This window comes from Methylobacterium sp. FW306-05-D (assembly GCF_058782155.1).
This window is the reverse complement of the sequence record NZ_JBYSXL010000001.1, coordinates 152495-178518: the sequence shown is the minus strand read 5'-3', so window position 1 is coordinate 178518 and position 26024 is coordinate 152495. Positions and strand designations below refer to the sequence as shown.

Below are 26024 nucleotides of genomic sequence, written 5' to 3'. Positions count from 1 at the left end.
TCCGATGCATGGCACCTTGCCCAAGCCGAGCGGACCGTCATCCCGTCTGCGCGTCCCGCTCACCCTGCGCCTCGCCCTCCGCGAATTGCGCGGCGGGCTCGCAGGCTTCACCGTCTTCCTCGCCTGCATTGCCCTCGGCGTCGCGGCCATCGCCGGCGTCGCCTCCATCTCGCGATCGCTCACCGAGGGCCTCGGCCGGGAGGGCGCGCGCATCCTGGGCGGCGATCTCACCTACAGCCTGATCAACCGGGAGGCGACGCCCCAGGAGCGTGCCGCCCTCGACGCGCAGGGGCGCGTGTCCGTGGTGACGACCCTGCGGGCCATGGCCGTGGCCGGCGAGACCGGTGCGGCTCTCGTCGAACTGAAGGCCGTGGGCACCGACTACCCCACCACCGGCGACCTCATCACCGACCCTGCCGAGCCCCTCGCCGACCTCCTGGCGGAGCGCGATGGTGCCGCGGGCGCGGTGGTGGACCCGGCCTTGCTGACCCGCCTCGACCTGAAGGTCGGCGACCGCATCACGATCGCGGGAAAGCCCTTCGTTCTTCGTGCCACGCTCGTATCGGAGCCCGACCGCATCGCCAACGGCATCGGCTTCGGGCCGCGGGTTTTGATCACTCACGAGGCCTTGGCCGCGACGGGTCTGATCCGGCCCGGCAGCCTGAACCGGTGGAGCTACCGCCTGCGGATTCCCGGCGCTTCCGACACCGACCTCGAGACGCGCGCCGCCGCCATCGCCAAGGCCGCGCCGGACGCGGGTTGGGAGATGCGGGCGCGCACCAATGCCGACCCGCGCTTTGCCAAGAGCATCGAGCGCTTCACGCAGTTCCTGACGCTCGTCGGGCTGACTGCACTGATCGTCGGGGGCGTCGGGGTGGCCAATGCCGTTGCGGCCTTCGTCGAGCGCAAGCGCGGCTCCATCGCCACCCTGAAGAGCGTCGGTGCGCCGGGCGGCCAGATCGTGGTCCTCTACCTGACGCAGGTGCTGCTGATCGCGGGACTCGGCATCGCGATCGGCCTCGTGGTGGGGGCGCTCCTGCCCTTCGGCCTCGACGCCCTGTTCCACGACGCCCTGCCGCTGCCCCTGAATCCGACCGTCGCGCCCGGGGAGCTCGCCCTCGCGGCCGCCTACGGCTTCCTGACCGCGCTCGCCTTCGCGATCTCACCCCTGGGTCGCGCCCACGATATTCCCGTCTCGGGCCTGTTCCGCGACGTGGTCGATCCGGGCTCCGCCCGCACTCGCCCGCGCTATCGCCTGATCCTGGCCGCTGCCCTGGCGGGCCTTGTCGGACTGGCGCTCATCACCGCCTTCGACCGGCGTCTGGCGCTCATCTTCATCGTCGCCGCCGGTCTCGCCTTCGGGCTGCTGCGCCTCGTCGCCCTCGGGCTGATGGCGCTGGCCCGTCGCCTGCCGCGTCCGCGCATGGCGGCACCCCGGATGGCCCTGGCGAATCTGCATCGGCCGGGAGCGCTCACCCCCGCCATCGTGCTCTCCCTCGGCCTCGGCGTGACCCTCCTGGTCACCCTGAGTCTGATCGATGCCAATGTCCGGCGGACGCTCACGAATTCCCTGCCGGCGAAGGCGCCGAACCTCTTCTTCCTCGACATTCCCTCCAGCGACGCCGACACCTTCCACGCCTTCCTCGGCGGTCTGTCCCCGGGGGCGAAGATCGAGCGCGTCCCGATGATGCGCGGGCGCATCACCGCCCTGAACGGCGTTCCGGCCGGCGAGATCAGAGCGCCCGAGGATGCCGCCTGGGTGCTCGACGGCGACCGCGGCATCACCTACGCCGACGACCTGCCGGAGGGATCTTCGCTGGTCGCGGGGTCGTGGTGGAACGCCGAGGAGGCCCGCACGCCGCTGGTCTCCTTCGATGCGGAACTCGCGGGAAAGCTGAACCTGTCCGTCGGCGGCACCGTGACGGTGAATGTCCTGGGGCGGAGCCTGACGGCCAGGATCGCCAACCTGCGCAAGGTCGAGTGGCGGTCGCTCGGAATCAACTTCGTGATGGTGTTCTCGCCCGGGACCTTCCGGGGCGCGCCGCACTCCGATCTTGCGACCCTCACCCTGCCGAACGGACCCAACGCCAAAGCCGAGGCGACAATTCTGCGAGACGTGGCAAAGGCTTATCCCTCCGTCACCAGCGTCCGGGTGAAAGAGGCCCTGGAGGCGGTGAGCGACATCGTGGCCAAGCTGGTCCTGGCCATCCGCGGCGCCAGCGGCATCGCCGTGGTGGCGAGCCTGTTCGTCCTGGCCGGCGCGCTCGCCGCCGGCCACCGCGCCCGGCTCTACGATGCCGTGGTGCTCAAGACCCTGGGCGCCACGCGGGGTCGGCTGCTCGCCGCCTATACCCTCGAATACGGGGCCCTCGGCATCGCCACGGCGATCTTCGGGCTCGCCGCCGGCACCCTCGCGGGCTGGGTCATCGTCACCCGGGTGATGAAGCTCGACTTCACCCTCGACCTGTCCGGCGCGATCCTGGCCGCGACCCTGGCGGTCGCCTTCGCGATTCTCCTCGGTCTCGCAGGGACTTGGCGCATCCTCGGCCAGAAACCGGCGCCCTACCTGCGCCAGTTCTGAGCGCCGGCGTCACGGCACTTCGATGCCGGCGGTGCCGCCTGCGGCATAGCGTGCGCCGGCGACCGCACCGGGTCTGAACAGGCCGTCGAGTTCGGCGATCTCGGCCGGCGTCAGCGCGAGGTCCACCGCCGCGGCGTTCTCGGCGAGGCGGGCGACCCGCCGAGTACCCGGGATCGGGACCACCCCCGGGCTTCGGTCGACGAGCCAGGCGAGGGCGACCTGGCCCGGACTGGCGCCCCGGCGCGCCGCGAAGGCCGCGAGCCCGTCGAGCAGGCGTCGGTTCCGGGCCAGGGCGTCGGCCTGGAAGCGCGGATTGCCCCGGCGGAAATCGTCCGCCGCGAGCCCGGCTGGATCGAAGTTTCCGGTGAGAAACCCGCGTCCGAGCGGTGCGTATGCCACGAAGGTGACGTCGAGGTCGCGGCAGGTCTGCAGCATTCCCTCCTCGGGCGCGCGGCTCCACAGGGAGTATTCACTCTGGACCGCCGCGATCGGGTGAATCGCATGGGCGGCGCGCAGGGTTTCCGGCGAGACTTCGGACAGGCCGAGTCCGCGCACCTTGCCCTGCTCGACCAGGCGCGCCATCGCGCCGATCATCTCGGCCAGCGGGGTCTCGGGATTGCGGCGGTGGCAATAGTAGAGATCGATGGTCTCGACGCCGAGACGGGCCAGCGAGGCGTCGCAGGCCGCCGTGAGATAGGCGGGCGTGTTGTCGATCCGCCGCTTGGCGCTGTCGGCCGGGCTGTTGGACGGGCGGACGATGCCGAACTTGGTGGCGACCACGACCCGGTCGCGGCGGCCCTTTAGGAAGCGGCCGAGCAGGGTCTCGTTGTGGCCGAGGCCGTAGGTGTCGGCGGTGTCGAGGAAATCGTAGCCGAGGTCGAGGGCCGCCGCGAGGGCGTCGCGGGACTCCGTCTCGTCGGAGGGGCCGTAGAATTCCGACATGCCCATGCAGCCGAGGCCGGGGGCGGACACGGTGAGGCCGGTCTGGCCGAGGCGATGCTGTCGCATGGAGGCTCCTGGGTTCGTGGTTCGCCGCATCGATGTGGCACGCGGCGCGAAGGCCGATAAGATCAACGCTCCGGGACGAACCGTTGAGCGACCTTCATCAATGCAGCGTGCCGATCTCGCCGACCTCGCGGTGTTCGCGGCCATCGCCCGGCATGGCAGCTTCCGGCGGGCCGCCCTCGATCTCGGCGTCTCCACCTCCGCGCTGAGCCACGCCCTGCGAGGCCTGGAGACCCGGATGGGGGTGCGGCTGCTCCATCGCACCACCCGGAGCGTCGCGCCCACCGAGGCGGGGGCCGCCCTGCTGGCCCGGGTCGGCCCGGCCCTGGCCGAGATCGCCGAGGCGGTCGGCGCGGCGGGGGTCTTCCGGGAGACGCTGGGCGGCGTCCTGCGCCTCAACGCGCCGCGCTCGGCCTGCCGCTTCGTCCTGATGCCGCTGGTGGCGCGCTACCTCGCCCGGCATCCGGGGGTGTGCGTCGAGGTCGTGGCGGACGACGCCCTCGGCGACATGGTGGCGGGGGGCTTCGATGCCGGAATCCGCTACGGGGAGCATCTCGCCGGCGACATGATCGCGGTGCCGCTCGGCGGGCCGGCCCGCTTCGCCCTGGTGGGCGCGCCCGCCTACCTCGCCGGGCGGCCGGAGCCCCGGCACCCGGCCGATCTCGCCGGCCACCTGTGCATCCGGCAGCGCTTTCCCGGCGGTGCGATCTATCGCTGGGAACTGGAGAAGGACGGGCGGGAGGTGGTGGTCTCCGTCGACGGTCCGCTCATCGTCAACGATCAGGCCCTGATCGTGGAGGCGGCCCTCGCGGGTCTCGGTCTCGGTCTGGTGTTCGAGGACGGCGTCGGCGCGCACCTCGAATCCAGGCGGCTGGTGCGTCTGATGCCCGACTGGTGCCCGGCCTTCCCCGGCCTGTTCCTGTACTATGCCGGCCGGCGCCAGATCCCGCCCCCGCTGCAGGCCTTCATCGACCTCCTGCGGCGGCCGGAGGCCGGGCTCACGGCCAGACCTTGATGGCCAGGGTGCGCCGCAGGAGATCCCGGTCGGAGGTGATGGTGCAGCCCTCGGTGCGCAGCGTCACGTAGGTGAGGAAGGCGGTGTCGCCGGTATCGTCGAAGTTGCGCCCCCGCGCGTCGGGATCGAGGAGCGACGGGTAGGCGATCAGCCCGCCGGGCGCCTGACAGGGATCGTCGTACAGGGTGGCGCCGGCCAGGAGCAGGCGCGGCGTGTCCCAGGCCAGGAGGTCGCGGGAGGTGGTCCAGTAGAAGCCGGATTGCGGGAAGCCCGCTTGGGCCTTGGCCATGAAGACCGCGATCCAGGCGCCGCTGCCCCGGTGGCGCACCACGGCCCCGACCGGGGTCGGGAACGGCGCCACCGGCGCGCAGGTCGCCGGAGCCCTGGCGGGTCTGGTGTAAGGGTCCGGGAACGCCGCCGTGTAGCCGGTGCCGGTCCAGGCGCGCCAACTCGTCGGATCGGCCGGATCGCGGGTGCGGAACAGGCAGACGCCGGCCGACTGGTCGCTCCCCGGCAGCGTCCAGCCGGTGGTGGAGGCCAGGAAGTAGCGCCAGGTCCCATCCGAAACGATGTTCGACGGATTGAAGAAGCCCCGGTGGCTGCCCTGCCCGACCTCCTGGCGGAAGGGCGCGCCGGCCACCACCACCGGCGGGGCCGCGCGGGTAAAGCTGCGGCCGCCGTCGCGCGAGGCGGCCGCCACCACGCTGTTGTACCAGCACGCCATGTAGTCCTTCGCCCGGCAGCGGCCCGGATGCTCGTTGGCCCGGTACTCGTGATGGACCAGGGCCGCGACGGCGCGGCCGTCCTCCGTCCAGGTGGCGGTGATCCACGAGGCGTCGTCGTAGGCGGCCGGATCGGCCTGGCCGCCGGATTCGAGCACCACCGCGCAATCGAGCGTCAGGGCGTCGAGGCGCGGGCCGCGAAAGGCGCGGTTGCGGTAATGCATGCCGAACAGGGCGACGGCGCCGGAAGCGTCGCGGAAGGCCCGGGCCGAGGCGTCGGGCACGTCGACCCCGTCGCAGGCGTCGCGCCCGGCCTTGAACATCACCACCGGGGGCCCGACCAGGGTCAGGGCGGAGAGCGGCGGCTCGGGCGCCGCCCGGGCCGGGCCGCCGAGGCAGAGGAGGCCGAGCAGGAGCCGGGCCGTGAAGGGGAGGGGGCGCGTCATCGGGAGTGCCTGGACATCGGCCGCAGATTGCGTTTTGAACCGTTACAGTTGGATTGTGCGCAGGCGTTCGGGTCCGGCCCTGTCCACATGTCCCCGTCGACCGTCCGCGAAGGCCTTTCATGCTCCTCCTCATCCTCGGGCTCGTGCTCTTCCTCGGCACGCATGCCTTCTCCATGGCGCGGGCGCGGCGGGCGCGGGTGATCGATCAGGTCGGCGAGGGCCGCTACAAGCTCGCCTACACCCTGACCTCCCTCCTCGGGCTCGTGCTGATCGCCTACGGCTTCCACCTCTATCGCCAGTCCGGCTACATCGCCGTCTGGGACCCGCCGGTCTGGACCCGCCACCTCGCCCTGCTCCTGACCGCCCTGGCCTTCGTGGCCCTGGCCTCCGCCTACCTGCCGGGGCACATCCGCGCCCGGGCCAAGCACCCGATGCTGCTGGCGGTGAAGATCTGGGCCACCGCGCACCTGCTGGCCAACGGCGACCTCGGCTCGATCCTGCTGTTCGGCAGCTTCCTGGCCTGGGCGGTGATGGCCCGGATCAGCGCCAAGCGGCGGGCGCTCGCCCCCGGTGCCGTGGCCGCGCAGCATGGCGGCCCCGCCGCCGCCCCGGCCGGCTGGCGCAACGATGCCCTGGCCGTCGTCATCGGCCTCGGCGTCTGGTTCGTGTTCGCGCGCTACCTGCATCCGCTGCTGATCGGCGTGGCCGCCTGGCCGGGTCAGGCCTGAGGGGACTCCGACCCGGACGCGTCGGGTCCGAGCGGGTCGCGCCCGGTACCAAGCGGGTCGCGCCGCGTGGAAGCCGGTCGCCAACGGCCCGCGCCTGTGATAGGCGCAGGCCTTCCTCTTCATGCAGCGGCCGCTCGGTTTCCGATCGGCGTGAGACGACATGGCCGAAAACAACGAGTTCATCCGCGAGGTCAACGAGGACTATCGCCGCGATCAGGTGGCCGAGATCTGGCGCCGCTACAGCGGCGTGATCATCGCCCTGGCGATCCTCGTGGTGGCGGCGATCGGCGGCTGGCGCTACTGGCAGCACGACCAGCGCGTCCGCGCCGAGGCCGCCTCGGAGCGCTTCGAGGTCGCCAACCGCCTGGCCCGCGAGGGCAAGTCGGCGGAAGCCGACAAGGCCTTCGAGGCGATCGAGGCCGATGCGCCCGCCGGCTACGCCCTCCTGGCGCGCTTCCGCTCCGCCACCGAGGCCGCCAAGCGCGACCCGAAGGCGGGTGCGGCCGAGTACGACGCGCTCGCCAACGACACCAAGGTGAGCACGGGCCTGCGCGACCTCGCCCGCCTGCGCTCGGCCCTGCTGCGCCTCGACGGCGCCGAGCCCGACCCCGCCCTGGCGACGCTCCAGGGTCTCGCCGCCCCGAACGGCCCCTTCCGGCACACCGCCCGGGAGATGCTCGGCCTCGCGGCCCTGAAGCGCGGCGACTACGAGGGGGCCGGCCGCTGGTTCGACCAGCTCGCCGCCGACCCGCAGACGCCGCAGAACCTGCGCCAGCGCATCGAGGTCTACGCGGCCCTGGTGGCCGGCGGACCCGTCACCGTGACCGCCGCGGCCCCCGCCGCGCCGGCCGCTCCCCCACCCGTCACGCGCTGAGCCCTCGACCCGCTTCTCCCGGACGCCTGATCGAAACGAGAACACCATGGATATGCCGACCGTCGCGATCGTCGGACGGCCGAACGTCGGCAAGTCGACCCTGTTCAACCGCCTCGTGGGCAAGAAGCTTGCCCTGGTGGACGACCGCCCCGGCGTGACCCGCGACCGGCGCGAGGGCGACGTCAATTTCGGTGGCCTCGTCTTCCGCATCATCGACACCGCCGGCCTCGAGGAGGCCGATCCAGGCTCCCTGCTGGGCCGCATGCGTGCCCAGACCGAGGCCGCGATCCTCGAGGCCGACGTGGTGCTGTTCGTGATCGACGCCCGCGCGGGCGTGCTCCCGGCCGACCAGCCCTTCGCCGAGATGGTGCGGCGCGCCGGCTGCCCGGTGATCCTCATCGCCAACAAGGCGGAGGGGGGTGCCGGCATGTCGGGCGCCTACGAGGCGTTCTCGCTGGGCCTCGGCGACCCGATCCCGTTCTCGGCCGAGCACGGCGAGGGCATCGGGGAACTGCACGACGCCCTGATCGAGTCGCTGCCGAAGCCCGACGACGCGGACGAGGAGTACGACGACGACCCGTCGAACCGCTCCCTCAAGGTCGCCATCGTCGGCCGCCCCAATGCCGGCAAGTCCACGCTGATCAACCGGATGCTCGGCGAGGAGCGCCTGCTCGTCGGCCCCGAGGCCGGCATCACCCGCGATTCGATCTCCCTCGACTGGGAATGGCGCGGCCGCCGGATCAAGCTCCACGACACCGCCGGCATGCGCCGCAAGGCCCGCATCGACGACAAGCTCGAGAAGCTCGCGGTCTCGGACGGCCTGCGCGCCGTGCGCTTCGCCGAGGTGGTGGTGGTGCTCCTCGACGCCACGATTCCGTTCGAGAAGCAGGACCTGACCATCGTCGACCTGATCGAGAGCGAGGGCCGCGCCCTCGTGATCGGCCTCAACAAGTGGGACCTCGTGGCCGACCAGAACGGTCTCCTGAAGAAGCTGCGCGAGGATTGCACCCGCCTGCTGCCCCAGGTCCGCGGCGTCTCGGTGGTGCCGCTCTCGGGCCTCGCCGGCGAGGGCATCGACAAGCTGATGCAGGCGGTGACGCAGGCCGAGGAGGTCTGGAGCACCCGCGTCTCCACCTCGCGGATCAACGATTGGCTCAGCGCCGCCACCCAGCGCAACCCGCCGCCGGCGGTGTCGGGCCGCCGGATCAAGATCCGCTACGCGACCCAGGTGAAGGCGCGGCCGCCGCACTTCGCCCTGTTCGGCAACCAGCTCGACGGCCTGCCGAAATCCTACACCCGCTACCTCGTCAACGCCCTGCGCGAGGCATTCGAGCTGCCCGGAACGCCGATCCGCCTGTCGCTGCGGACCTCGAAGAACCCCTTCGACCGGGAGAACAAGGGCTGAGGCGGGGCGCTCAGGCCGCCCCGCAGGTGGTCTCCGCCAGCCAGTCCACCACCGCATCGAGCGCCTGCCGGTTCGAGGTGTCGCCGTTGCGTGTCTCTTCGAAGGTCGCGATCTGACGCTCCGCGCTGGTGCCGTGCTCCAGGATGCGGCGGGCCTGCGCCACCTCCGCTTCGCAGCCGAGGGCGGCGGCGTCCTCGGCGACCAGCGCCAGCAGGGCGTCGAGGGCCTGGGCGAAGGGCAGGGCCTCCTCGCGCGCCTCGTCGATCAGCTCGGCCTCGGTGCCGCTGCGCTGGGCCCGCCACAGGTTCTCCTGGGCGAGCGCCCGAGAGACGCCGTCGAGGCCGGCATTGAGGTCCGGTCGCCGCACCACGAGGCGGACGAGGCAGCGGTAGAGCGCCGCGATGGTGAGGGCGTCCTCCAGGCGGGTGCAGGAATCGGCGATCCGCAATTCGAGCGTCGGGAACTTGATGGAGGGGCGCAGGGACCACCACAGGAAGCTCGCATCCTGGATCGAGCCGGCCTGGGTCATGATGCGGACGTAGCGTTCGTAGGCGGCCGTGTCGGCGAAGAGATCGGGCAGGCCGGTGCGCGGCAGCTCGCCGAAGGCGCTGAGGCGATAGGCGCTGAGGCCCGTGGGCTTGCCCTGCCAGAACGGCGAGGAGGCCGAGAGGGCCAGCAGCAGCGGCTGGTAGGGCAGGAGCCGGTTCATCAGGTCGATGCGGGCCTCCGGGTCGGGCACCTCCACGTGGACATGCATGCCGCAGATCAGGCTGCGCCGACCGGCGAGGCCGACGTCGCGCAGGATGCCGCGATAGCGGTCGCCCTTGGTGGGGAGCTGGCGCGCCCAGTCCGCCACCGGATGGGTGCCGGCCGCGAAGACCAGCAGGCCGTGCTCGCGACCGAGCTTGCCGAGAGCCGAGCGCTGGCGGGCGAGCCCGTCGCGCGCCTGGGCGAAGTCGGTGGAGGGCGGCGTGCAGACCTCGACCTGGCACTGAAGCAGCTCGCGCCCGATCTCCGGCAGTTCCTCGCCGGCCTGGACGTGGAAGGGCTTCACCGAGCGGCGCGGCGTGCCGCGCGTCTCGGCATCGGCCAGGAAGTATTCCTCCTCGATGCCGAAGCGGTAGGGGGCTGAGGTCATCGGGAGCCTTGTGGAATGGTCGCTCCCCTCAACCCCTCAGGCGCCGGTTTGTGCCCGCGCGGGGCCCCCGACGAGCCAGGCCGGGTCGAACCAGCGGTCGGCCTCGCCGTCATAGGGCAGGCGGGTGATGTCCCAGTGCTGGATGTACCGGGCATAGACGTCCCAGACCGCGATGCCGCCGCCGACATAGACGCGCCGCCCGGGATAGCGCGCCAGCACTTCCTCCGGGTCCTCGTGGCTGCGGATGACGTCGATGGTCCGGTCCTTGAACGCGAAGTCCGGCACCGACGCGATGGTCTTCGGGCCGGCGATCAGGACGTGGCCCATGGTGACGGCGAAGAACCGCGTCACGTCCTCGACGAAGAGCGGATCGGTGTTGCCCTCCCAGGGCAGGTGCCCGTTCAGGCCGAGCTGTCCGCGAAGGCCGATGGCGCAGATGCAGCGAACGTCGATCATGGGGGTCTCGAGGAACGGGGGAGGAGGGACGGCGTCCGGCGTCAGTCCGCCATCTGCGGCGTCAGGATCCGGTCGCTCGGGAAGTCGTAGATCTTGCCGGATTCGTCGAAGGCGGGGCTCGCGAGGCGCACGAAGTGCGGGGCGAGGTCCTCCGGGGTCTTCAGGGTCGTCTCGTCCTCGCCCGGCATCGCGGCCTTGCGCATCGCGGTCCGCAGGGGGCCGGGATTGAGCAGCATGGCCCGCACCGGCGTCGTCGCCGTCTCGGCCGCGTAGGTGCGGACCAGGGCGTCGAGGGCCGCCTTGGAGACCGAGTAGGGTCCCCAATAGGCCCGGCACTTCTGCGCGGCGCCGGAGGTGACGAAGATGGCCCGGCCCGCATCCGAGGCCCGCAGCAGCGGATCGAACGAGCGGATCAGGCGGTAATTCGCCGTGACGTTGATCTCCATCACCTGCGCCCAGGTCTTCGGCGTCACGTGCCCGATCGGCGTCAGGTTGCCGAGGATGCCGGCATTGCCCACCAGGATGTCGAGGCGCTTCCAGCGCTCGTGGATGCCCGCCCCCAGGCGGTCGATGGCGTCGTAGTCCGTGAGGTCGAGGGGCACCAGGGTGGCGCTGCCGCCGAGGCCCCGGATGGCGTCGTCGAGCTCTTCCAGCCCCCCTTGCGTCCGGGCGACGGCGACGATGTGGGCGCCGGCCTGCGCCAGGGCGAGGGCGGCGGCGCGGCCGATGCCGCGCGAGGCGCCGGTGACGACGGCGAGGCGGCCGGCCAGCGGCTGGTTCAGGTGGCTCATCGGGCGCTCAATCGGCTTCGGCGAGCATGGCGAGGCGGCGCGGCCCCGCGATGGCGAGGTCGGTCAGGCCGGTCGGGTAGTCGCCGGTGAAGCAATGATCGGTGTATTGCGGGCAGGCCTCGTCGCGGCGCTCCTCGCCCATGGCCTTGTAGAGGCCGTCGATGGACAGGAAGGCCAGAGAATCGGCGCCGATGTAGCGGCGCATGCCCTCGAGGTCGTGGGTGGCGGCCAGGAGCTTCTCCCGCTCCGGCGTGTCGATGCCGTAGAAGTCCGGATAGGTGATCGGCGGCGAGGCGATCCGGAAATGCACCTCGCGGGCGCCGGCCTCGCGCATCATGCGCACGATCTTCACCGAGGTGGTGCCGCGCACGAGGCTGTCGTCGACCAGCACGATGCGCTTGCCCTCCACCACGGCGCGGTTGGCCGAGTGCTTCATGCGCACGCCGAGCTCGCGCACCGACTGGGTCGGCTGGATGAAGGTGCGCCCGACATAGTGGTTGCGGATGATGCCCATCTCGAAGGGCAGGCCGGTCTCCTGGGCGAAGCCGAGGGCCGCCGGCACGCCGGAATCCGGCACCGGGATCACCACGTCCGCCGCGGTCGCCGATTCCCGGGCGAGCTCGTGGCCGATGTTCTTGCGCACGGCGTAGACGCTCTTGCCGTTCACCACCGAATCCGGCCGGGCGAAGTAGATGTACTCGAAGATGCACGGCCGCATCGGCCGGGCCGGGGCGAAGCGGATCGACTCGATGCCCTCTTCCGAGATCACCACGATCTCGCCGTTCTCGACGTCGCGGATGAACTTGGCGCCGATGATGTCCAGCGCGCAGGTCTCGGAGGCCAGGATGTAGCGCCCGTCGAGCTCGCCCAGCACCAGGGGGCGGATGCCCATCGGGTCGCGGGCGCCGATGAGCTTCTTGTTGGTGAGCGCCACGATGGCGTAGGCGCCCTCGATCTGGCGCAGGGCCTCGGTGAAGCGCTCGACGATGCGCGGCGCCCGGGAGCGGGCGGCCAGGTGCAGGATCACCTCGGTGTCGGAAGTCGACTGGGTGATGGCGCCGTCGCGCACGAGGTCGCGCCGGATCGAGAGGGCGTTGGTCAGGTTGCCGTTATGGGCGACGGCGAGGCCGCCGCTGGCGAGTTCGGCGAAGAGCGGCTGCACGTTGCGCAGGATGGTGCCGCCGGTGGTCGAGTAGCGCACGTGGCCGATGGCGGCCGGGCCCTCGAGATGCTCGATGGTCGAGCGGTCGGAGAACGAATCCCCGACGAGGCCGGGCCGGCGCTCGGAATGGAAGACCGCCCCGTCGAAGGAGACGATGCCGGCCGCTTCCTGGCCGCGGTGCTGCAGGGCGTGCAGGCCGAGGGCGACGATGGCGGAGGCATCCGGATGGCCGAAGATGCCGAAGACGCCGCATTCCTCGCGCAGCGTGTCGCCGTCGCGGTCGAGACCGTCCACGACCTCGACGGGGGGGCGGACGCTCGACTTGGCTACAGACATGATGATGTCGTTCCCAGCTTGGCCCCGTGCGAATCCCGCCCGGGCACCGTCAAGAAGCCGTCATGTAATCGGCCTTCGCGCCGCGACCAAGCGCGCGGCGACGCAGGTCAGCGTCGCGGGGCGGGCGTGGCTGGCGCCTCGGTGCGGCGCTGGGCCGGGACCTCGCCCTCCGGCGGCTCGACGGGGTCGGCCGGGGTCTCGGTCTTCGGCTTCTTGAACTGCTTCAGCAGCCCCTCCGGATTCTCCGGCAGCTGGGCCACCAGGGCCTCGCCGGACTTCTCCAGCATCGGGCGGCTGCGGGCCTCCGAGGCCCAGGGCGGCATCTTGCCCTGCACGAGCCAGGCCAGGAACACCCAGCCGATCACGCAGATCAGGAAGCCGCGGCCCGCCCCGAACAGGAAGCCCAGCGACCGGTCGATCGCGCCGATGCGCGAGTCGAGGATCATGTCCGACACCTTCACGGTGATGATGGACACCACGATCAGGGTCACGAGGAAGATCGCCGCGATCGAGGCCACCAGGGCGACGGTGGCGTTGGTCACGTGCTGGCTGACGGTGGGCAGCAGGAGCGGGTGGAATTTCCAGGCGATGGCGGCGGCGGCCACCCAGGCGATGATGGCGAGCACCTCGCGGGTCGCGCCGCGCACGGCCGCCAGGAGCGCCGAGACCACGACGATACCCAGCACCACGAGATCGAGAACGGAGAACGGCATCTCTGACGATTGTCACTTCATGGGGCGGAGCGGCGACGATGACCGGATCGTGCGGCTTCCCCCGGCCGCGGCTCTGTATATCGTGCGGAAACTCGGCCGTCACCCTGGCGTGGCGGCCCAATCCCGCCCCGGTCCCCACTGTGTCCTCGGCGGTGCGAGGCTGGCATGGACGCATCGTCGGACGGTTCCGGACGGCAATACCTCGTGCCCATCGCCGGGTTGTTCAGCGGTGTGCTGATCGTCTCGCTGATCCTGGCGGGCAAGATCGTCTCGGTCGCCGGCCTCACCTTCAGCGCGGCGGTGATCGTCTTCCCGCTCTCCTACCTGTTCGGCGACATCCTCACCGAGGTCTACGGCTATGCCAGCGCCCGGCGGGTCGTCTGGGCGGGGTTCGCGGCGCAGCTCGTCTGGATCGCCAGCTACACCGTCGCGGGGGCCCTGCCGCCGGCGCCGTTCTGGCCGCACCAGGCCGCCTTCGAGGCCGTGCTCGGCGCGACCCCGCGCCTGGCGCTCGCCGGGATGGCCGCCTACCTCGTCGGCGAGTTCGCCAACGCCTACGTGCTCGCCAAGCTGAAGGTGCGCCTCGCCGGCCGCAACCTCGCGGCGCGCCTCGTCGCCTCGACCGTGCTCGGACAGGCGATCGACACCGCTCTGTTCGTCACCATCGCCTTCGCGGGCACCTTCGCGACGGCGGATCTCGTCCGGATCGGGCTCAGCGCCTGGGTGCTGAAGGTGCTCTGGGAGATCCTCGCCCTGCCGCTGAGCCTGCCGCTGATCCGCTGGCTCAAAAGCCGGGAGGGCGAGGACGCGGACGACCGGAACACCGATTTCAATCCGTTCCGCCTGAAGGCCTAATCGTCGTCGCCGTAATCGGGCGGGTTGTGGCCGCGACGCTGGGCGACCCGGCGCGGCCCGTTGCTGGCGATGCCCGCCACCATGTCGGCGATGTGGCGCAGGGCCTCCGTCGACAGGGCGTCGCCGCCGCCCTCGCCGCGCCCCTGCGGCATCACCGCCTTGGCGAAGCCGAGCTTCAGCGCCTCCTTGAGCCGGGCCGGCGCCTGCGCCACCGGGCGGACCGCGCCCGAGAGGCCGATCTCGCCGAAATACACCGTCTCGGGGGGCAGCGTCGCTCCCGACAGGGACGAGACCAGGGCGGCGGCGACCGCGAGATCGGCCGCCGGCTCGGAGATGCGCAGGCCGCCCGCCACGTTGAGATAGACGTCGTGGGTGCCGAGGCGGATGCCGCCATGGGCCTCCAGCACCGCCAGCACCATCGACAGGCGGTTCGGGTCCCAGCCCACCACGGCCCGGCGCGGCATGCCGAGGGAGGAGGGGGCGACCAGGGCCTGGATCTCCACGAGGAGCGGCCGCGTGCCCTCCATGCCGGCGAACACCGCGGTGCCGGGGGCGGCGTGGTCGCGGCCCGCCAGGAACAGCGCGGAGGGGTTCGGCACCTCGGCCAGGCCCATATCGGTCATCTCGAACACGCCGATCTCGTCGGTGGGCCCGAACCGGTTCTTCACCGCGCGCAGGATGCGGAAATGGTGGCCCTGGTCCCCCTCGAAGGAGGCGACGGCGTCGACCATGTGCTCGACCACGCGGGGGCCGGCGATCTGACCGTCCTTGGTGACGTGGCCGACGAGGATCACCGCCGTGCCGGTGGTCTTGGCGAAGCGGATCAGGGTCTGGGCGGAGCCGCGCACCTGCGTGACCGTGCCGGGGGCGGATTCCACCGTCTCGGTCCACATGGTCTGGATCGAATCGATGATCGCGAGCGCCGGGGGACGGCCCTGCGACAGGGTCTCCACGATGTCCTCGACATTGGTCTCGGCGGCGAGCTCCACGTTCGCCGAGGACAGGCCGAGGCGCTCGGCGCGCAGGCGCACCTGCGCCACCGCCTCCTCGCCCGAGATGTAGACCACGCGCTCGCCGGTGCGGGCCATGGCGGCGGAGGCCTGCATCAGGAGGGTCGACTTGCCGATGCCGGGGTCGCCGCCGAGCAGGATCACCGAGCCGCGCACGAAGCCGCCGCCGGTGACGCGGTCGAGTTCGTTGATGCCCGAGGGGATGCGCGGGGCCTCCTTGACCGCGCCGGTGAGGCCCTCCAGGGCGAAGACCCGGCCGCGGGCGCGGCTCGGCCGCGTCTTGACCGGCCCGGATTGCGGGCCGGTGGCCCCGGTCTCCTCGACGATGGTGTTCCAGCCGTTGCAGGCCTCGCAGCGCCCGCGCCAGCGATTGTAGACCGCCCCGCAGGACTGGCAGACGAAGGTCTGTTGAATCTTGGCCATCGCGATTCCGCTGGGAGGGACGATCCGGCGCCGCCCCGTCCGGCGGGTCTCAGGCGTCGTGTCCTGTCACATAATGGCGAACATAGCGAGAACCCAGCCCCGTCAGGATCTCGTAGCCGATGGTGCCGGCGGCCCGGCCGACCGCATCGACGTCGAGGCCGTCCCCGATCAGGGTGGCGGTACTCCCGCGCCGGACGCCGGGCGCCTCGGTGACGTCGAGGATGATGAGGTCCATCGAGATCAGCCCGAGGATCGGGCAGCGCACGCCGTCGACCAGGGCGACGCCGCGCCCACTCGCCGCCCGCGGATAGCCGTCGGCATAGCCCAGCGACAGGGTCGCCAGCCGGCGCGGCCCGGGGGCCCGCCAGCGGGCGTTGTAGCCGCAGGTCTCGCCGGCCGCGACGTCGCGGATCTGCGCGACCTGCGCCTCCAGGCGGACGACGGGCCGCATCGGGTTCGGCTTCCACGGGGTCGGGTTGCCGCCGAACAGGGCGTAGCCGGGCCGCAGCAGGTCGTGATGCGCGTCTTCGCCGAGGAAGATCCCCGAGGAATTGGCGAAGGAGCCGGGCAGGCCGGGATGCGCGGCCCGGACCCGCGCGAAATCCGCGATCTGGCGCGCGTTGATCGGATCGCTCGCCAGTTCGGCGCTGACGAGGTGGGTCATCAGGAGGGCGATGCCCGCCTGCGCGATCACCGGATCGCCCGACAGCGCCAGGGCCTCGGGCACGGCGAGGCCGAGGCGGTTCATGCCGGTGTCGACGTGCAGGGCCGCCGGGAGGGTCCGGCCGGCGGAGCGTGCCAGGGCGGCCCACTCGGCGAGTTCCTCGCGGCTGCCCAGGACCGGGCGCAGGTCGTGCGCGACCAGGGTCGGGCCGAGGCCAGGCAGGAGGCCGTTCAGCACGTAGAGCGTCGCCTCGGGCAGGACGGCGCGCGCTTCGATCGCCTCGGCCAGATGCGCGACGAAGAAGGTCCGGCACCCGGCCGCCCACAGCACGGGGGCGACCCGGGCGAGGCCGCAGCCATAGGCGTCCGCCTTCACCACGGCGGCACAGGCCGCCTCCGGCGCCTGGGCACCGAGCCGCCGCCAGTTCTCCGCGATGGCCGCGAGATCGATGGTCAGGTGGGCGCCGTGGGTCGCGGGCCGTTCGATGTGTTGATCCATAATCGTCATTGCGGGGCCATTGGACGGGAGCACCTCGCTCGCCCCGGGGCCAGCCATAGCACACCGTCACGCCGGGGCGCCGGAGGTTCGAGACATCGAACCCGTCGTGTTTCCGGATTCCGAACTCCGCTGCGCGGCCCCGGGATACCGCTCAGTCTCGCTCGCAACCCGGCAAGCCCTGGCACACCGTCATTCCGGGGCGCCGCAGGCGAGCCCGGACCCGCAGGGGCGCGCCAGCGGCGCGCAATCCAGAACCGCCGACAGCATAAAGTCTTGCAACACCTATGTTTCTGGATCCCGGGCTCCGCTGCGCGGCCCCGGTATGACGGGGATCTCACCGCCGTCAGTGCTCGGTTTCCCTCGATCGGAAGCAAATCGGTCTGAACGATGTTCCAGCTTCTTCTCGGGCGAAGGAATGATCGATCCGGAGGCCGACCGCCTACATTTGCTCCGGCAGGCGGTCGGATTGCGCGAGGTCCGAGAAGCGCGTGATGTTGGCGTCGAACTGCAGCTCGACGGTGCCGGTGGGGCCGTGACGCTGCTTGCCGAGGATGACCTCGGCCTTGCCGTGCACGCGGTTCATCTCGGCCTCCCAGGCGAAGAACTCCTCGGTGCCTTCGCGGGGCTTCTTGTTGTTGACGTAGTATTCCTCGCGGAAGACGAACATCACCACGTCGGCGTCCTGCTCGATCGAGCCCGATTCGCGCAGGTCGGCGAGCTGCGGGCGCTTGTCCTCGCGGTTCTCCACCTGACGGGACAGCTGCGACAGGGCGATGATCGGCACGGCCAGTTCCTTGGCGAGCGCCTTCATGCCGGTGGTGATCTCGGTCATCTCCTGCACGCGGTTGTCGCTGCGCTTGCCGCTCCCTGAGAGCAGCTGCAGGTAGTCGACGATGAGGAGGTCGAGGCCCTTCTGGCGCTTGAGGCGGCGGGCGCGGGCGGCGAGCTGCGCGATGGAGATGCCGCCGGTCTGGTCGATGTAGAACGGGATCGTCTGCATGTCCCGGGCGGCGTCGGTGATCTTGTAGAACTCCGCCGGCTGGATGTCGCCGCGGCGGATCTTGTAGGACGGCACGCCCGACTGCTCGGCGATGATGCGGGTCGCCAGCTGCTCGGCCGACATTTCGAGGGAGAAGAAGCCGACGATGCCGCCGTTCTTGGTCTCGGTGCGGCCGTCCGGCAGCTTCTCCGACTGGTAGGCCTTGGCGACGTTGAAGGCGATGTTGGTGACGAGCGAGGTCTTGCCCATGGCCGGGCGCCCCGCGAGGATGATCAGATCCGAGCGCTGCAGGCCGCCCATCTTGGCGTCGAGGTCCGACAGGCCGGTGGCGATGCCCGAGAGCTTGCCCTCGCGCTGGTAGGCCTTGGCGGCCATGTCCACCGCGGCCGTGAGGGCGTCGGAGAACTTCTGGAAGCCGCCGTCGTACTTGCCCGATTCGGCGAGCTCGTAGAGGCGCCGCTCGGTGCCCTCGATCTGGTCGCGGGGCGAGGATTCCACCGGGGCCTCGTAGGCGCCATTCACCAGGTCCTCGCCGATGGTGATCAGCCGGCGACGGATGGCCAGATCGTAGATGGTGCGGCCGTAATCGCCCGCGTTGATGACGGTGGTGGCCTCGGCCGCGAGGCGGGCGAGGTACTGCATCACCGTCTGGCCGCCGAGATCGGCGTCGCCCAGGTAGGTCTTCAGGGTGATCGGCGTGGCGAGCTTGCCGGCCTTGATGAGCTGGGAGGCCACCTCGAAGATCTTGCGGTGGACGTCCTCCATGAAGTGCTCGGGCAGGAGGAAGTCCGAGATCCGGTAATAGGCGTCGTTGTTCACCAGGATCGCGCCGAGCAGGGCCTGCTCGGCATCGATGTTGTGCGGCGCGACGCGGAATTCCTGCGCGACGGGCTGAAGGTTGGCCGTCAGGGCGTTGGGCAGGGCCATGGGCTGATTCGAGGCTCCGACTCGTCGATTCAATCGTCCGCGCGGGGGTCCGCCGCCGCGCGTCGCTATCGCCCGACCATGGCGCCGGCATGGTTAGCCGAACCTTAGCCGATTCGCGCTTTGCGACCTCCCGCCCCCGCGACACCGCTTCCCTGGAGGGGCGGGCGAGTGGACCGGTCGCAGAAACGCCCGCCATCCTCGCGGATGACGGGCGTCCATGCTGGAACAAATGCGGAACTAGTCAACCGCTAAGGGCGCTCATCCCCATTGTTCACCGTGCTGTGGCGCGATTACTCGCGGTCGTCGCCGGCCTCGGCGAGGGCGGCGCCGACCTCGAGGCCGAGATCGTCGAGGTTGAACGCCTCACGCTCGGTGGTCGACTCGCCGCGGGCCTGACGCTCGGCCTCTTCCGGCGAACGGGCGACGTTGACGGTGATCGCGACCTCGACCTCGGGGTGCAGCACGACCGGGACGGTGTGCAGGCCGAGGGTCTTGATCGGCTGGTTGAGGGCGAACTGGTCGCGGCCCACGGTGAAGCCGTCGGCGGTGACGACCTCGGCGAGGTCGCGGGTCGAGACCGAGCCGTAGAGCACGCCGGTCTCGCCCGACTGGCGGATGAGCACGAAGCTCTTGCCCTCAAGGGTCTCGGCGACGGACTGCGCCTCGGACTTGCGCTCGAGGTTGCGGGCCTCGAGCTGGGCGCGCTGGGTCTCGAAGTGCTTCTTGTTGCCTTCGGTGGCGCGCAGGGCCTTGCCGCGGGCGAGGAGGAAGTTGCGGGCGTAGCCCGGCTTCACGTTCACGGTCTCGCCCATCTGGCCGAGCTTGGCGACGCGCTCGAGGAGGATGACTTCCATGGTCTTGGTCCTTTGGTTCTACGGTGCGGATCAGGGTCGTCCGGCCGCGTCGCGGGGACGGCGGCGGTCGAGGGCGGTATCGGCGATGCCGAACAGGGTCAGGGCGAGGAGCGCGACGCCCTGGGTGAAGAAGAGGATCAGGTAGAGGCCGAACAGCAGGGCGAGGCGCCCCGGCCGGCCGCGGCTGCGGTCGTGGAAGGCGGCCAGGCCCTGGATCGCGAAGGCGGCGCTGAGCGCCCCCGCCACGGCGATGCCGAGCACGCCCGGATAGCCCGGCACCAGCCCGAGCAGCATGGCGCCCGCCAGCACGGCCATCACCCGGCGCGGCATCATCGTCGCGGCCAGATCCGGCCAGGGGCGGAGCAGGCGCCCGGAGATGCGCACGATGCGGGCCGCGGCCCAGAGGTAGAAGGTCAGCAGGACCGTGAGGCCGTGGGTGGCGAGGCCCGGCGCGATGGCGGCGAGCGCGTTGGCGACCTCGGTCCGGGTCGCCTCGGCCGGGTCCTGCGGGCCCGGCTCGGCCGGAGCCTCGGCGCCGGCCTCCGGCGCGGCCGGCTTCGGAAGGGGGGCGCCCGGATTGGCGGCGCGGTCGGCCCGGACCTGGATCAGCGTCCGGGTCATGCCCCGCAGCTGGGATTGGAAGGTTTCGTAGTTCGGCGCCGCGATCACCGCGATGGCGACGAAGGCGAGGCCGGCCGTGCCGGCGGTCCAGGCGAGCAGGCGCCCGGTCGGGTACCATTCCATCGTCCCGTCGGCGTTCGCGCGGCCGAGCAGGGCGAGGTAGGCGAGCCACCAGGCGGGCAGGGCCAGATAGGCGAAGAAGCCGAGGCCGAGGAAGGGCTGGACCACGACGGCGAGGGCCAGCGCGCCGGTGATTGCGGCGACCAGGGCGGCCCGGTGGCTCCAGCCGAGCCCCACGATCAGGATCGGGAGCGGGGCGAGCAGGTAGAGCAGGATCGCGAGCGCCGTCGCCTTCAGCAGGACGCCGAAGAGGAGGGCGGAGACGAGGCCCGCGCCGATACCGATGCCGAGAAACCGTGTCATCTATCCCGCTGTCCCACTGTCCCGTTCCGGGCAGGGTTAGAGGCGAACCTTGTCGCCCCAACGACTCCCGGCCTTCCTGGTGGATCGGCCGGTACGAACCTGCGTGCCGCGCGTGCGGCGAGGGGCCCCGGCCGGCACGAGGCCGGCGGGGGCGAGCGCCGGGGCGCTTACTTGATCACGTAGGGCAGGAAGCCGAGGAAGCGGGCGCGCTTGATCGCCTGGGCGAGCTCGCGCTGCTTCTTGGCCGACACCGCCGTGATGCGCGACGGCACGATCTTGCCGCGCTCGGAGACGTAGCGCGACAGGAGCTTGACGTCCTTGTAGTCGATCTTGGGCGCGTTCGCGCCCGAGAAGGGGCAGGTCTTCCGACGACGGAAGAAGGGGCGGCGTCCGCCGCCCGCACCACCACCAGCTCCGCCAGCGGCGGGCGCACCGGGTCCAGCACCAAATGCCATGACTTAAGCCTCCCCGCCGAAGCTGCGCTCGGGGCGGTCGCCCCGGTCGCCGCGATCACCCCGGTCGCCGCGATCGCGGTCGCCGCCGAATCCACCACCGCCGAAGCCTTCGTCGTCACGACGACGGCCGCGCTCACGATCCTTGCGGTCGTCGCGGTCGCGCTTCTGCATCATCGCCGACGGCTCGGACTCGAGCTCTTCGACGCGGACGGTCATGAAGCGCAGGACGTCCTCGGAGATCTGCATCTGGCGCTCCATCTCGGCCAGAGCCGCCGGGGGGGCGTCGACGTTGAGGAGCGTAAAATGCGCCTTGCGGTTCTTCTTGATGCGGTAGGCGAGGGACTTCACGCCCCACATCTCGATCTTCTCGACCTTGCCGCCATTGGCTTCGATGACGCCCTTGTAGGTCTCGACCATGGTCTCGACCTGCTGGGCCGTCACGTCCTGGCGCGCCAGGAAGACGTGTTCGTAGAGAGGCATTAACGGGCCCTTCATATCCAAAGGGACCCGACGGCACGGGATACGTGCGGAAAAGGGAGCGTCGGGCCGGTTCGTACGCGAGATCGCCCGGCGCCAAGCCCTTCGAGCCGTTTGAAGGCCCGAGCGGTTGATCGAAGGCGGAGACACGGGACGACGGGACAACCCTCTTCAGGGTTCGGCCCTGTGCCGATGGAATCGGCACCGTCCGTTCAGCCCCCAGCCGGAGCGAACGCGAGGGGGTGCGCTTAAAGGAGTTGTCCGCGATTGGCAAGTTCCGCGAGCCAGCCGGGAAGCGGAGTGATCGGTGTGCTGCCGAACCTGATCGGATTGAACCGGAGGGCGAGCGTGAACAGGGCGATGCGATTCGACCTCAGGGTCGATTCTGCAAAGTTCGATTCGTCGGCTCTGAACGACAGGATCGGACAGTTTTCGATTTGTCGATCGGGGGCGAGTTCTATCGGACGCGAAACGCTCGTCTCCACAGGATCGAATGCCAGCGTCGCATCGATCAAGGCGACCGACAGACATCGCGCCTCGATCGTCAGGCGTCGGGATCGCGCCCCATGGTTTGACGCTCGATCGCCTCGACGCTCTCGACCGCCTCGTGGTGCCGCAGGCGCTCCACCAGCGCATCGAGGGCGCCGCGATCCACGTGCACGAGGCAGAGGGTGATCTCGTCGAGGCTCGCCGCCTCGCGTTGGCGAATCACCATCTGGCGCAGCTTCGAGGCGCATGGTCCGGCGATCCCGCGCAGGCTGTCGATGGTCAGGGCGCCGTGGCGTGCCATGATGCGCAGGTCGTGTCGCTGGCGGCGTTCGCGATACCGTTCCTCCAGCGGCTTCATGCCGGCGAGGATGGTGAGCACGATCACGGTCGTGGCGATGGCGGGCACGTAGAGGCCGCCACCGGCCGCGAGGCCGATGGCCGCGACCGCCCAGAGGCTGGCGGCCGTGGTCAGGCCCTTCACCACCTCGCCGCGCAGCAGGATGGTGCCCGCCCCGAGAAATCCGATGCCCGAGACGACCTGCGCGGCGACGCGGGAGGGGTCGAGGGTGACGTTGGGCCGCCCCAGGATGTCGGCGAATCCGAAGGCGGACACGATCATCAGCAGGCACGAGCCGACGCAGACCAGCATGTGCGTGCGCATGCCGGCGGCCCAGACCAGGCGCTCGCGCTCGAAGCCGATCACGCTGCCGAGGAGTGCGGCCGCCAGCAGGCGGCCGACCATGTCGAGGTTGCTCAACATGCCGTGTCCCTCATCGTGCGAGCGAGATCCGGCGGCCGGTTCGTGCCCTCACTTGTCGGGCTTCTCCGACAGGATGGCGCCGGTCTTCGGGTCGGCGTGGAACTGCATCTTCACGCCGTTCTTCACGCCCTCGCCCTCCCAATGGCCGTCATCGGCCTCGAACTCGGTGATGCTGGTATAGCCCGCCGCCATCATCTTCTGCTTGACCTGATCGGCCGGCATCCAGTCGGCCCCGGGCGTGTCCGCTCTCGACGAGCCGATGGCGCCGGCACTCAGGGCGAGGGCAAGGACAAGAGTCGCAAATCGGTTCATGAGGCACCTCGCGCTGATATAGCCGGCTATCAAACGGGGGGTGGGCGCTCTGGTTCCGGGCGGGTCAGGCGCTTCCGCCCGCGAACACGGCGGCGATGTCTGCCTCGTCCAGGATGCGGTAGGCGCCGGGCTCGAGATCCGGCGGCAGGCCGAGGCCACCGACGCGGTCGCGGTGCAGGGCGGTGACGTGGTTGCCCAGCGCCGCGAACATGCGCCGGACCTGATGGTAGCGGCCCTCGTGCAGGGTCACCACCGCAGCGGTCTCGCCCTCGGCTTCGAACCCCACCGGCAGGAGCGGCTTCTCCTCGCCCTCCAGCATCAGCGTGCCGGAGGCGAGGGCTGCGCCCTCGGTGCCCGTCAACGGGCGGTCCAGGGTGACGCGGTAGCGCTTGGCCACGTTGGCCTTCGGGGCGATGATCCGGTGGAGGAGGGCGCCGTCGTCGGTGAGGAGCAGGAGGCCCGAGGTCTCCTTGTCGAGGCGCCCGACCGTCGAGAGGGCCGGGTCGCGCCGGCGCCAGCGCTCGGGCAGCAGGCCGTAGACGAGGGGGCCGGCCTCCTTGTGCGAGCAGGTGACGCCCAGCGGCTTGTGCAGCATCAGGGTCAGGCCCGGCGGCGGATCGAGGGGGTCGCCGTCCACCGTCATCCGCTGCGCGAGGTCCGGCGTCACCGGGATGCGCTGGTCCGCGTCGCGCAGGGGCGTGCCGTCGAGGACGACGAGGCCGGCGCGGGTGAGGAGGGCGATCTCCCGGCGCGAGCCGTAGCCCATGTTGGCGAGCAGCCGGTCGAGGCGCAGCTGGGCGATCTTGTGGGCGGTCTTGGCCGGGCGCGTCACCGGCGCGCCTCGTAGACCTTGTAGCCGCCGGCGGAGGCCTTGAGCTCCACGCTCTTGAAGGCCGCCTTCAGGGGGGCCTCGTAGGGCAGGTGGGTGTTGGCGGTGAGCCAGAGGCTGCCGCCGGGGCGCAGGGCTTCCGCCGCCCGGCCGATGAAGGCCTGGCCGAGGGCCTGGTCCTCGGCGCCGCCGTCGTGGAAGGGCGGGTTCATCACCACGAAGTCGAGGCGCGTCAGCCCGAGGCCGCCGGCACGGATGTCGGCCCAGCGCAGGGTGGCGCGCGGATCGCCGACATTGCGCGTCGCCATCTCGATGGCGCGCCGGTCGAGGTCGATCAGCGCCAGGGCCGTCACCTTGGGCGAGTGCAGGACCGCCCGGGCGAGGATGCCGAGGCCGCAGCCGAAATCGGCGCCGGCACCGGCCAGCGGCGGCAGGTTGGCGAGGAGCAGCGCCGTGCCGGGATCCAGGCGGTCGTAGGAGAAGATCCCGGCCTGGGTGCAGAGGGCGAGGTTGTCGATGTGGCGGGGGCCGCCCTCGTGGATCGCGTCCTCGAGGCCGGCGGCCGTCTCCGGGCGCGTGCCGACGCAGATCCGGTGGTGGCGCCGCGCCTCCTCCTGGACCGTGCAGCCGAAGCCGGTGAGTTCCTTGGCGAGGCGGCTGCCGCCGCGATCCTTCGGGGCCAGCGCCGTCAGGCGCCCGCCGGGCCGCAGGGCCTTCAGCCCGAGCGCCAGCACGTAGCGCCGCTCGATCGTCCCGGCGGGCGCGAGGATGTCGAGGCGGTCCAGGCTCCCGGGAGCCAGGTCCTCGAGGCGGGCCGCGCCGGGGATCAGCGGCGAGACCTGCACCGCGTGCGGAGGCACCTCCACCAGTTCCAGGGGCGGCGCGCCGTAGACGGCTTCCGAGACAGGCATGGTGGACATCGTAACGGGATCCGGCGCGACGGCGCGCGCGCCTCGACGGCTCAGGGCGTGACAGGAAATCGGGAGGCTCGGCCAGCGCGCGACAAGAATCGCCGCGGCGTCGATCTCCCTTCCTCATAGCCCATGCTCAGCCGCGCGGGAACTCCAGACCCATCTCCCGGTAGCGCGCCGGATCGTCCGCCCAGTTCTCGCGCACCTTCACGTGCAGGAAGAGGTGCACCGTCTGCTCGGCCGCTTCCGCGATCTCGTGGCGGGCCGCCTGGCCGATCGCCTTGATGGTCTGGCCGCCCTTGCCGAGCACGATGGAGCGCTGGCTCTCGCGCTCCACGAAGATCGTCTGCTCGATGCGCACCGAGCCGTCGGGGCGCACCTGCCACTGGTCGGTCTCGACGGTGGAGCGGTAGGGCAGCTCCTCGTGCAGGCGGTCGTAGAGCTTTTCGCGGGTGATCTCGGCGGCGAGCATCCGGATCGGCGCGTCTGAGACCTGGTCCTCCGGGTAGAGCCAGGGGCTCTTCGGCATCATGCCGGCCAGCGTCGTCTTCAGCGCCTCGATGCCGTCGCCGTTGAGCGCCGAGACCATGAAGGTGTGTTGGAACGGGATACGCTCGTTGAGGCTGGCCGCGAGGGCCAGCAGGCGGTCGCGCGGGATCAGGTCGATCTTGTTGAGGATCAGCACCTTGGGCCGCTTCACGTCCGGCAGCTTGGCCAGGATCGCCTCGACCTCGTCGGTCACGCCCTTGCGGGCGTCGATGAGCAGGCAGACGGCGTCCGCGTCCGAGGCGCCGCTCCAGGCCGAATGCACCATCGCCCGGTCGAGGCGGCGCTTGGGCGCGAAGATCCCGGGGGTATCCACGAGGATGATCTGCGCGGTCTCGTGCATGACGATGCCGCGCACCAGGGCGCGGGTGGTCTGCACCTTGCGCGAGACGATCGAGACCTTGGTGCCGACGAGGCTGTTCAGCAGCGTCGACTTGCCGGCATTGGGAATCCCGATCAGCGCCACGAAGCCCGCGGTGGTGTTCTCCGGCATCGTCACCGCGGGGAGCGGCTGCAGGGGCGGGGGGGCGACGTCGTCGTCGCCGTCGAAATCGTCTTCCGGCAGTTCGTCTTCCGGCAGACCGTTCTCGGGGAGATT

At 71.0% G+C, this 26024-nt stretch carries 26 protein-coding genes; 6 read left to right on the top strand and 20 right to left on the bottom strand.

The genetic code is table 11. The annotated features are described in order from the left end of the window. Positions 1–4: 4 nt before the first annotated feature. Complete coding sequence (locus AC3WLN_RS00850; RefSeq protein WP_492478958.1) at positions 5–2581, top strand: ABC transporter permease; 2577 nt, start codon at positions 5–7, stop codon at positions 2579–2581. A gap of 9 nt (positions 2582–2590) precedes the next feature. On the opposite strand, the gene AC3WLN_RS00845 is transcribed toward AC3WLN_RS00850, so the two are convergent. Then, positions 2591–3589, bottom strand: a complete 999-nt coding sequence (locus tag AC3WLN_RS00845) for an aldo/keto reductase (protein ID WP_492478957.1) — start codon at positions 3587–3589, stop codon at positions 2591–2593. Positions 3590–3689: 100 nt separating this feature from the next. Between AC3WLN_RS00845 and AC3WLN_RS00840 the strand changes: the two genes are divergently transcribed. Continuing rightward, positions 3690–4601, top strand: coding sequence for a LysR family transcriptional regulator (locus tag AC3WLN_RS00840; protein ID WP_492478956.1), 912 nt, complete (start codon positions 3690–3692; stop codon positions 4599–4601). Here the strand turns inward: AC3WLN_RS00840 and AC3WLN_RS00835 are convergent. Further along, positions 4585–5769, bottom strand: coding sequence for a hypothetical protein (locus AC3WLN_RS00835; protein ID WP_492478955.1), 1185 nt, complete (start codon positions 5767–5769; stop codon positions 4585–4587). The genes AC3WLN_RS00840 and AC3WLN_RS00835 overlap by 17 nt on opposite strands. A 119-nt stretch (positions 5770–5888) precedes the next feature. Here AC3WLN_RS00835 and AC3WLN_RS00830 point away from each other — a divergent pair, with 119 nt between their 5' ends. The 3 genes from AC3WLN_RS00830 to der all read left to right on the top strand — a co-directional run bounded on the left by AC3WLN_RS00830 (position 5889) and on the right by der (position 8776). Beyond that, entirely contained in the window at positions 5889–6497 is a 609-nt protein-coding gene (locus AC3WLN_RS00830; protein WP_492478954.1) for an NnrU family protein, read from the top strand. 160 nt (positions 6498–6657) lie between these two features. After that, positions 6658–7371 (top strand): tetratricopeptide repeat protein, encoded by a 714-nt coding sequence (locus tag AC3WLN_RS00825; protein ID WP_492478953.1) that lies wholly within the window; start codon positions 6658–6660, stop codon positions 7369–7371. A gap of 46 nt (positions 7372–7417) precedes the next feature. Next, the gene (gene der / locus AC3WLN_RS00820; RefSeq protein WP_492478952.1) at positions 7418–8776 is read left to right on the top strand and encodes a ribosome biogenesis GTPase Der; all 1359 of its coding nucleotides are present in this window, start codon (positions 7418–7420) and stop codon (positions 8774–8776) included. Positions 8777–8786: 10 nt separating this feature from the next. On the opposite strand, the gene AC3WLN_RS00815 is transcribed toward der, so the two are convergent. From AC3WLN_RS00815 to AC3WLN_RS00795, 5 genes are all read right to left on the bottom strand, one after another. Next, on the bottom strand, positions 8787–9914 hold the full coding sequence (locus AC3WLN_RS00815; protein ID WP_492478951.1) for a carboxylate-amine ligase: 1128 nt from the start codon (positions 9912–9914) through the stop codon (positions 8787–8789). Positions 9915–9950: 36 nt separating this feature from the next. Then, positions 9951–10370, bottom strand: a complete 420-nt coding sequence (locus AC3WLN_RS00810) for a dihydrofolate reductase (RefSeq protein WP_492478950.1) — start codon at positions 10368–10370, stop codon at positions 9951–9953. A gap of 41 nt (positions 10371–10411) precedes the next feature. Continuing rightward, complete coding sequence (locus AC3WLN_RS00805) at positions 10412–11161, bottom strand: SDR family NAD(P)-dependent oxidoreductase (RefSeq protein WP_492478948.1); 750 nt, start codon at positions 11159–11161, stop codon at positions 10412–10414. Between the two features lie 7 nt (positions 11162–11168). Beyond that, positions 11169–12659 (bottom strand): amidophosphoribosyltransferase, encoded by a 1491-nt coding sequence (gene purF, locus AC3WLN_RS00800; RefSeq protein ID WP_492478947.1) that lies wholly within the window; start codon positions 12657–12659, stop codon positions 11169–11171. 107 nt (positions 12660–12766) lie between these two features. Further along, positions 12767–13372, bottom strand: coding sequence for a CvpA family protein (locus AC3WLN_RS00795; RefSeq protein WP_056218968.1), 606 nt, complete (start codon positions 13370–13372; stop codon positions 12767–12769). Between the two features lie 165 nt (positions 13373–13537). On the opposite strand from AC3WLN_RS00795, the gene AC3WLN_RS00790 reads away from it, so the two are divergent. Beyond that, positions 13538–14227 (top strand): queuosine precursor transporter, encoded by a 690-nt coding sequence (locus AC3WLN_RS00790; protein WP_492478945.1) that lies wholly within the window; start codon positions 13538–13540, stop codon positions 14225–14227. Here AC3WLN_RS00790 and radA read toward each other — a convergent pair. The 13 genes from radA to era form a co-directional block, all read right to left on the bottom strand. After that, the gene (gene radA, locus AC3WLN_RS00785; protein ID WP_492478944.1) at positions 14224–15660 is read right to left on the bottom strand and encodes a DNA repair protein RadA; all 1437 of its coding nucleotides are present in this window, start codon (positions 15658–15660) and stop codon (positions 14224–14226) included. The genes AC3WLN_RS00790 and radA overlap by 4 nt on opposite strands. A 49-nt stretch (positions 15661–15709) precedes the next feature. Continuing rightward, positions 15710–16822, bottom strand: coding sequence for an alanine racemase (gene alr, locus AC3WLN_RS00780; protein WP_492478943.1), 1113 nt, complete (start codon positions 16820–16822; stop codon positions 15710–15712). 439 nt (positions 16823–17261) lie between these two features. Further along, the gene (locus tag AC3WLN_RS00775; RefSeq protein WP_492478941.1) at positions 17262–18749 is read right to left on the bottom strand and encodes a replicative DNA helicase; all 1488 of its coding nucleotides are present in this window, start codon (positions 18747–18749) and stop codon (positions 17262–17264) included. A 290-nt stretch (positions 18750–19039) separates the two neighbouring features. Then, positions 19040–19603 carry a 50S ribosomal protein L9 gene (rplI, locus tag AC3WLN_RS00770; RefSeq protein ID WP_492478939.1) on the bottom strand — a complete coding sequence of 188 codons (564 nt, stop codon included), beginning with the start codon at positions 19601–19603 and terminating at the stop codon, positions 19040–19042. Positions 19604–19633: 30 nt separating this feature from the next. Continuing rightward, entirely contained in the window at positions 19634–20647 is a 1014-nt protein-coding gene (locus AC3WLN_RS00765; RefSeq protein ID WP_492478938.1) for a DUF2232 domain-containing protein, read from the bottom strand. Positions 20648–20814: 167 nt separating this feature from the next. Further along, complete coding sequence (gene rpsR, locus AC3WLN_RS00760; RefSeq protein WP_056173092.1) at positions 20815–21102, bottom strand: 30S ribosomal protein S18; 288 nt, start codon at positions 21100–21102, stop codon at positions 20815–20817. A gap of 3 nt (positions 21103–21105) precedes the next feature. Then, positions 21106–21582 (bottom strand): 30S ribosomal protein S6, encoded by a 477-nt coding sequence (gene rpsF, locus AC3WLN_RS00755; RefSeq protein ID WP_055956175.1) that lies wholly within the window; start codon positions 21580–21582, stop codon positions 21106–21108. Between the two features lie 245 nt (positions 21583–21827). Continuing rightward, entirely contained in the window at positions 21828–22094 is a 267-nt protein-coding gene (locus tag AC3WLN_RS00750; RefSeq protein ID WP_492478937.1) for a hypothetical protein, read from the bottom strand. A gap of 29 nt (positions 22095–22123) precedes the next feature. Next, on the bottom strand, positions 22124–22828 hold the full coding sequence (locus AC3WLN_RS00745) for an MgtC/SapB family protein (RefSeq protein ID WP_492478936.1): 705 nt from the start codon (positions 22826–22828) through the stop codon (positions 22124–22126). 48 nt (positions 22829–22876) lie between these two features. After that, on the bottom strand, positions 22877–23140 hold the full coding sequence (locus AC3WLN_RS00740) for a PepSY domain-containing protein (protein ID WP_492478935.1): 264 nt from the start codon (positions 23138–23140) through the stop codon (positions 22877–22879). Positions 23141–23204: 64 nt separating this feature from the next. Further along, positions 23205–23942, bottom strand: a complete 738-nt coding sequence (locus AC3WLN_RS00735) for a pseudouridine synthase (RefSeq protein ID WP_492479021.1) — start codon at positions 23940–23942, stop codon at positions 23205–23207. A 26-nt stretch (positions 23943–23968) separates the two neighbouring features. After that, complete coding sequence (locus AC3WLN_RS00730; protein WP_492478934.1) at positions 23969–24889, bottom strand: class I SAM-dependent methyltransferase; 921 nt, start codon at positions 24887–24889, stop codon at positions 23969–23971. Between the two features lie 127 nt (positions 24890–25016). Further along, complete coding sequence (gene era, locus AC3WLN_RS00725; RefSeq protein ID WP_463780651.1) at positions 25017–25919, bottom strand: GTPase Era; 903 nt, start codon at positions 25917–25919, stop codon at positions 25017–25019. Positions 25920–26024 lie beyond the last annotated feature (105 nt).

Bases quoted from the DNA above. Each gene is read 5' to 3' on its own strand.
- der (WP_492478952.1), top strand. From the start codon at position 7,418: ATGGATATGCCGACCGTCGCGATCGTCGGACGGCCGAACGTCGGCAAG.
- AC3WLN_RS00745 (WP_492478936.1), bottom strand. From the start codon at position 22,828: ATGTTGAGCAACCTCGACATGGTCGGCCGCCTGCTGGCGGCCGCACTC.
- rplI (WP_492478939.1), bottom strand. From the start codon at position 19,603: ATGGAAGTCATCCTCCTCGAGCGCGTCGCCAAGCTCGGCCAGATGGGC.
- rpsF (WP_055956175.1), bottom strand. From the start codon at position 21,582: ATGCCTCTCTACGAACACGTCTTCCTGGCGCGCCAGGACGTGACGGCC.
- AC3WLN_RS00845 (WP_492478957.1), bottom strand. From the start codon at position 3,589: ATGCGACAGCATCGCCTCGGCCAGACCGGCCTCACCGTGTCCGCCCCC.
- rpsR (WP_056173092.1), bottom strand. From the start codon at position 21,102: ATGGCATTTGGTGCTGGACCCGGTGCGCCCGCCGCTGGCGGAGCTGGT.
- AC3WLN_RS00825 (WP_492478953.1), top strand. From the start codon at position 6,658: ATGGCCGAAAACAACGAGTTCATCCGCGAGGTCAACGAGGACTATCGC.
- AC3WLN_RS00850 (WP_492478958.1), top strand. From the start codon at position 5: ATGCATGGCACCTTGCCCAAGCCGAGCGGACCGTCATCCCGTCTGCGC.
- AC3WLN_RS00775 (WP_492478941.1), bottom strand. From the start codon at position 18,749: ATGGCCCTGCCCAACGCCCTGACGGCCAACCTTCAGCCCGTCGCGCAG.
- AC3WLN_RS00795 (WP_056218968.1), bottom strand. From the start codon at position 13,372: ATGCCGTTCTCCGTTCTCGATCTCGTGGTGCTGGGTATCGTCGTGGTC.
- AC3WLN_RS00815 (WP_492478951.1), bottom strand. From the start codon at position 9,914: ATGACCTCAGCCCCCTACCGCTTCGGCATCGAGGAGGAATACTTCCTG.
- AC3WLN_RS00765 (WP_492478938.1), bottom strand. From the start codon at position 20,647: ATGACACGGTTTCTCGGCATCGGTATCGGCGCGGGCCTCGTCTCCGCC.
- AC3WLN_RS00840 (WP_492478956.1), top strand. From the start codon at position 3,690: ATGCAGCGTGCCGATCTCGCCGACCTCGCGGTGTTCGCGGCCATCGCC.
- alr (WP_492478943.1), bottom strand. From the start codon at position 16,822: ATGGATCAACACATCGAACGGCCCGCGACCCACGGCGCCCACCTGACC.
- AC3WLN_RS00805 (WP_492478948.1), bottom strand. From the start codon at position 11,161: ATGAGCCACCTGAACCAGCCGCTGGCCGGCCGCCTCGCCGTCGTCACC.
- radA (WP_492478944.1), bottom strand. From the start codon at position 15,660: ATGGCCAAGATTCAACAGACCTTCGTCTGCCAGTCCTGCGGGGCGGTC.
- AC3WLN_RS00790 (WP_492478945.1), top strand. From the start codon at position 13,538: ATGGACGCATCGTCGGACGGTTCCGGACGGCAATACCTCGTGCCCATC.
- era (WP_463780651.1), bottom strand. From the start codon at position 25,919: ATGCCGGAGAACACCACCGCGGGCTTCGTGGCGCTGATCGGGATTCCC.
- AC3WLN_RS00835 (WP_492478955.1), bottom strand. From the start codon at position 5,769: ATGACGCGCCCCCTCCCCTTCACGGCCCGGCTCCTGCTCGGCCTCCTC.
- AC3WLN_RS00830 (WP_492478954.1), top strand. From the start codon at position 5,889: ATGCTCCTCCTCATCCTCGGGCTCGTGCTCTTCCTCGGCACGCATGCC.
- AC3WLN_RS00810 (WP_492478950.1), bottom strand. From the start codon at position 10,370: ATGATCGACGTTCGCTGCATCTGCGCCATCGGCCTTCGCGGACAGCTC.
- purF (WP_492478947.1), bottom strand. From the start codon at position 12,659: ATGTCTGTAGCCAAGTCGAGCGTCCGCCCCCCCGTCGAGGTCGTGGAC.
- AC3WLN_RS00740 (WP_492478935.1), bottom strand. From the start codon at position 23,140: ATGAACCGATTTGCGACTCTTGTCCTTGCCCTCGCCCTGAGTGCCGGC.
- AC3WLN_RS00730 (WP_492478934.1), bottom strand. From the start codon at position 24,889: ATGTCCACCATGCCTGTCTCGGAAGCCGTCTACGGCGCGCCGCCCCTG.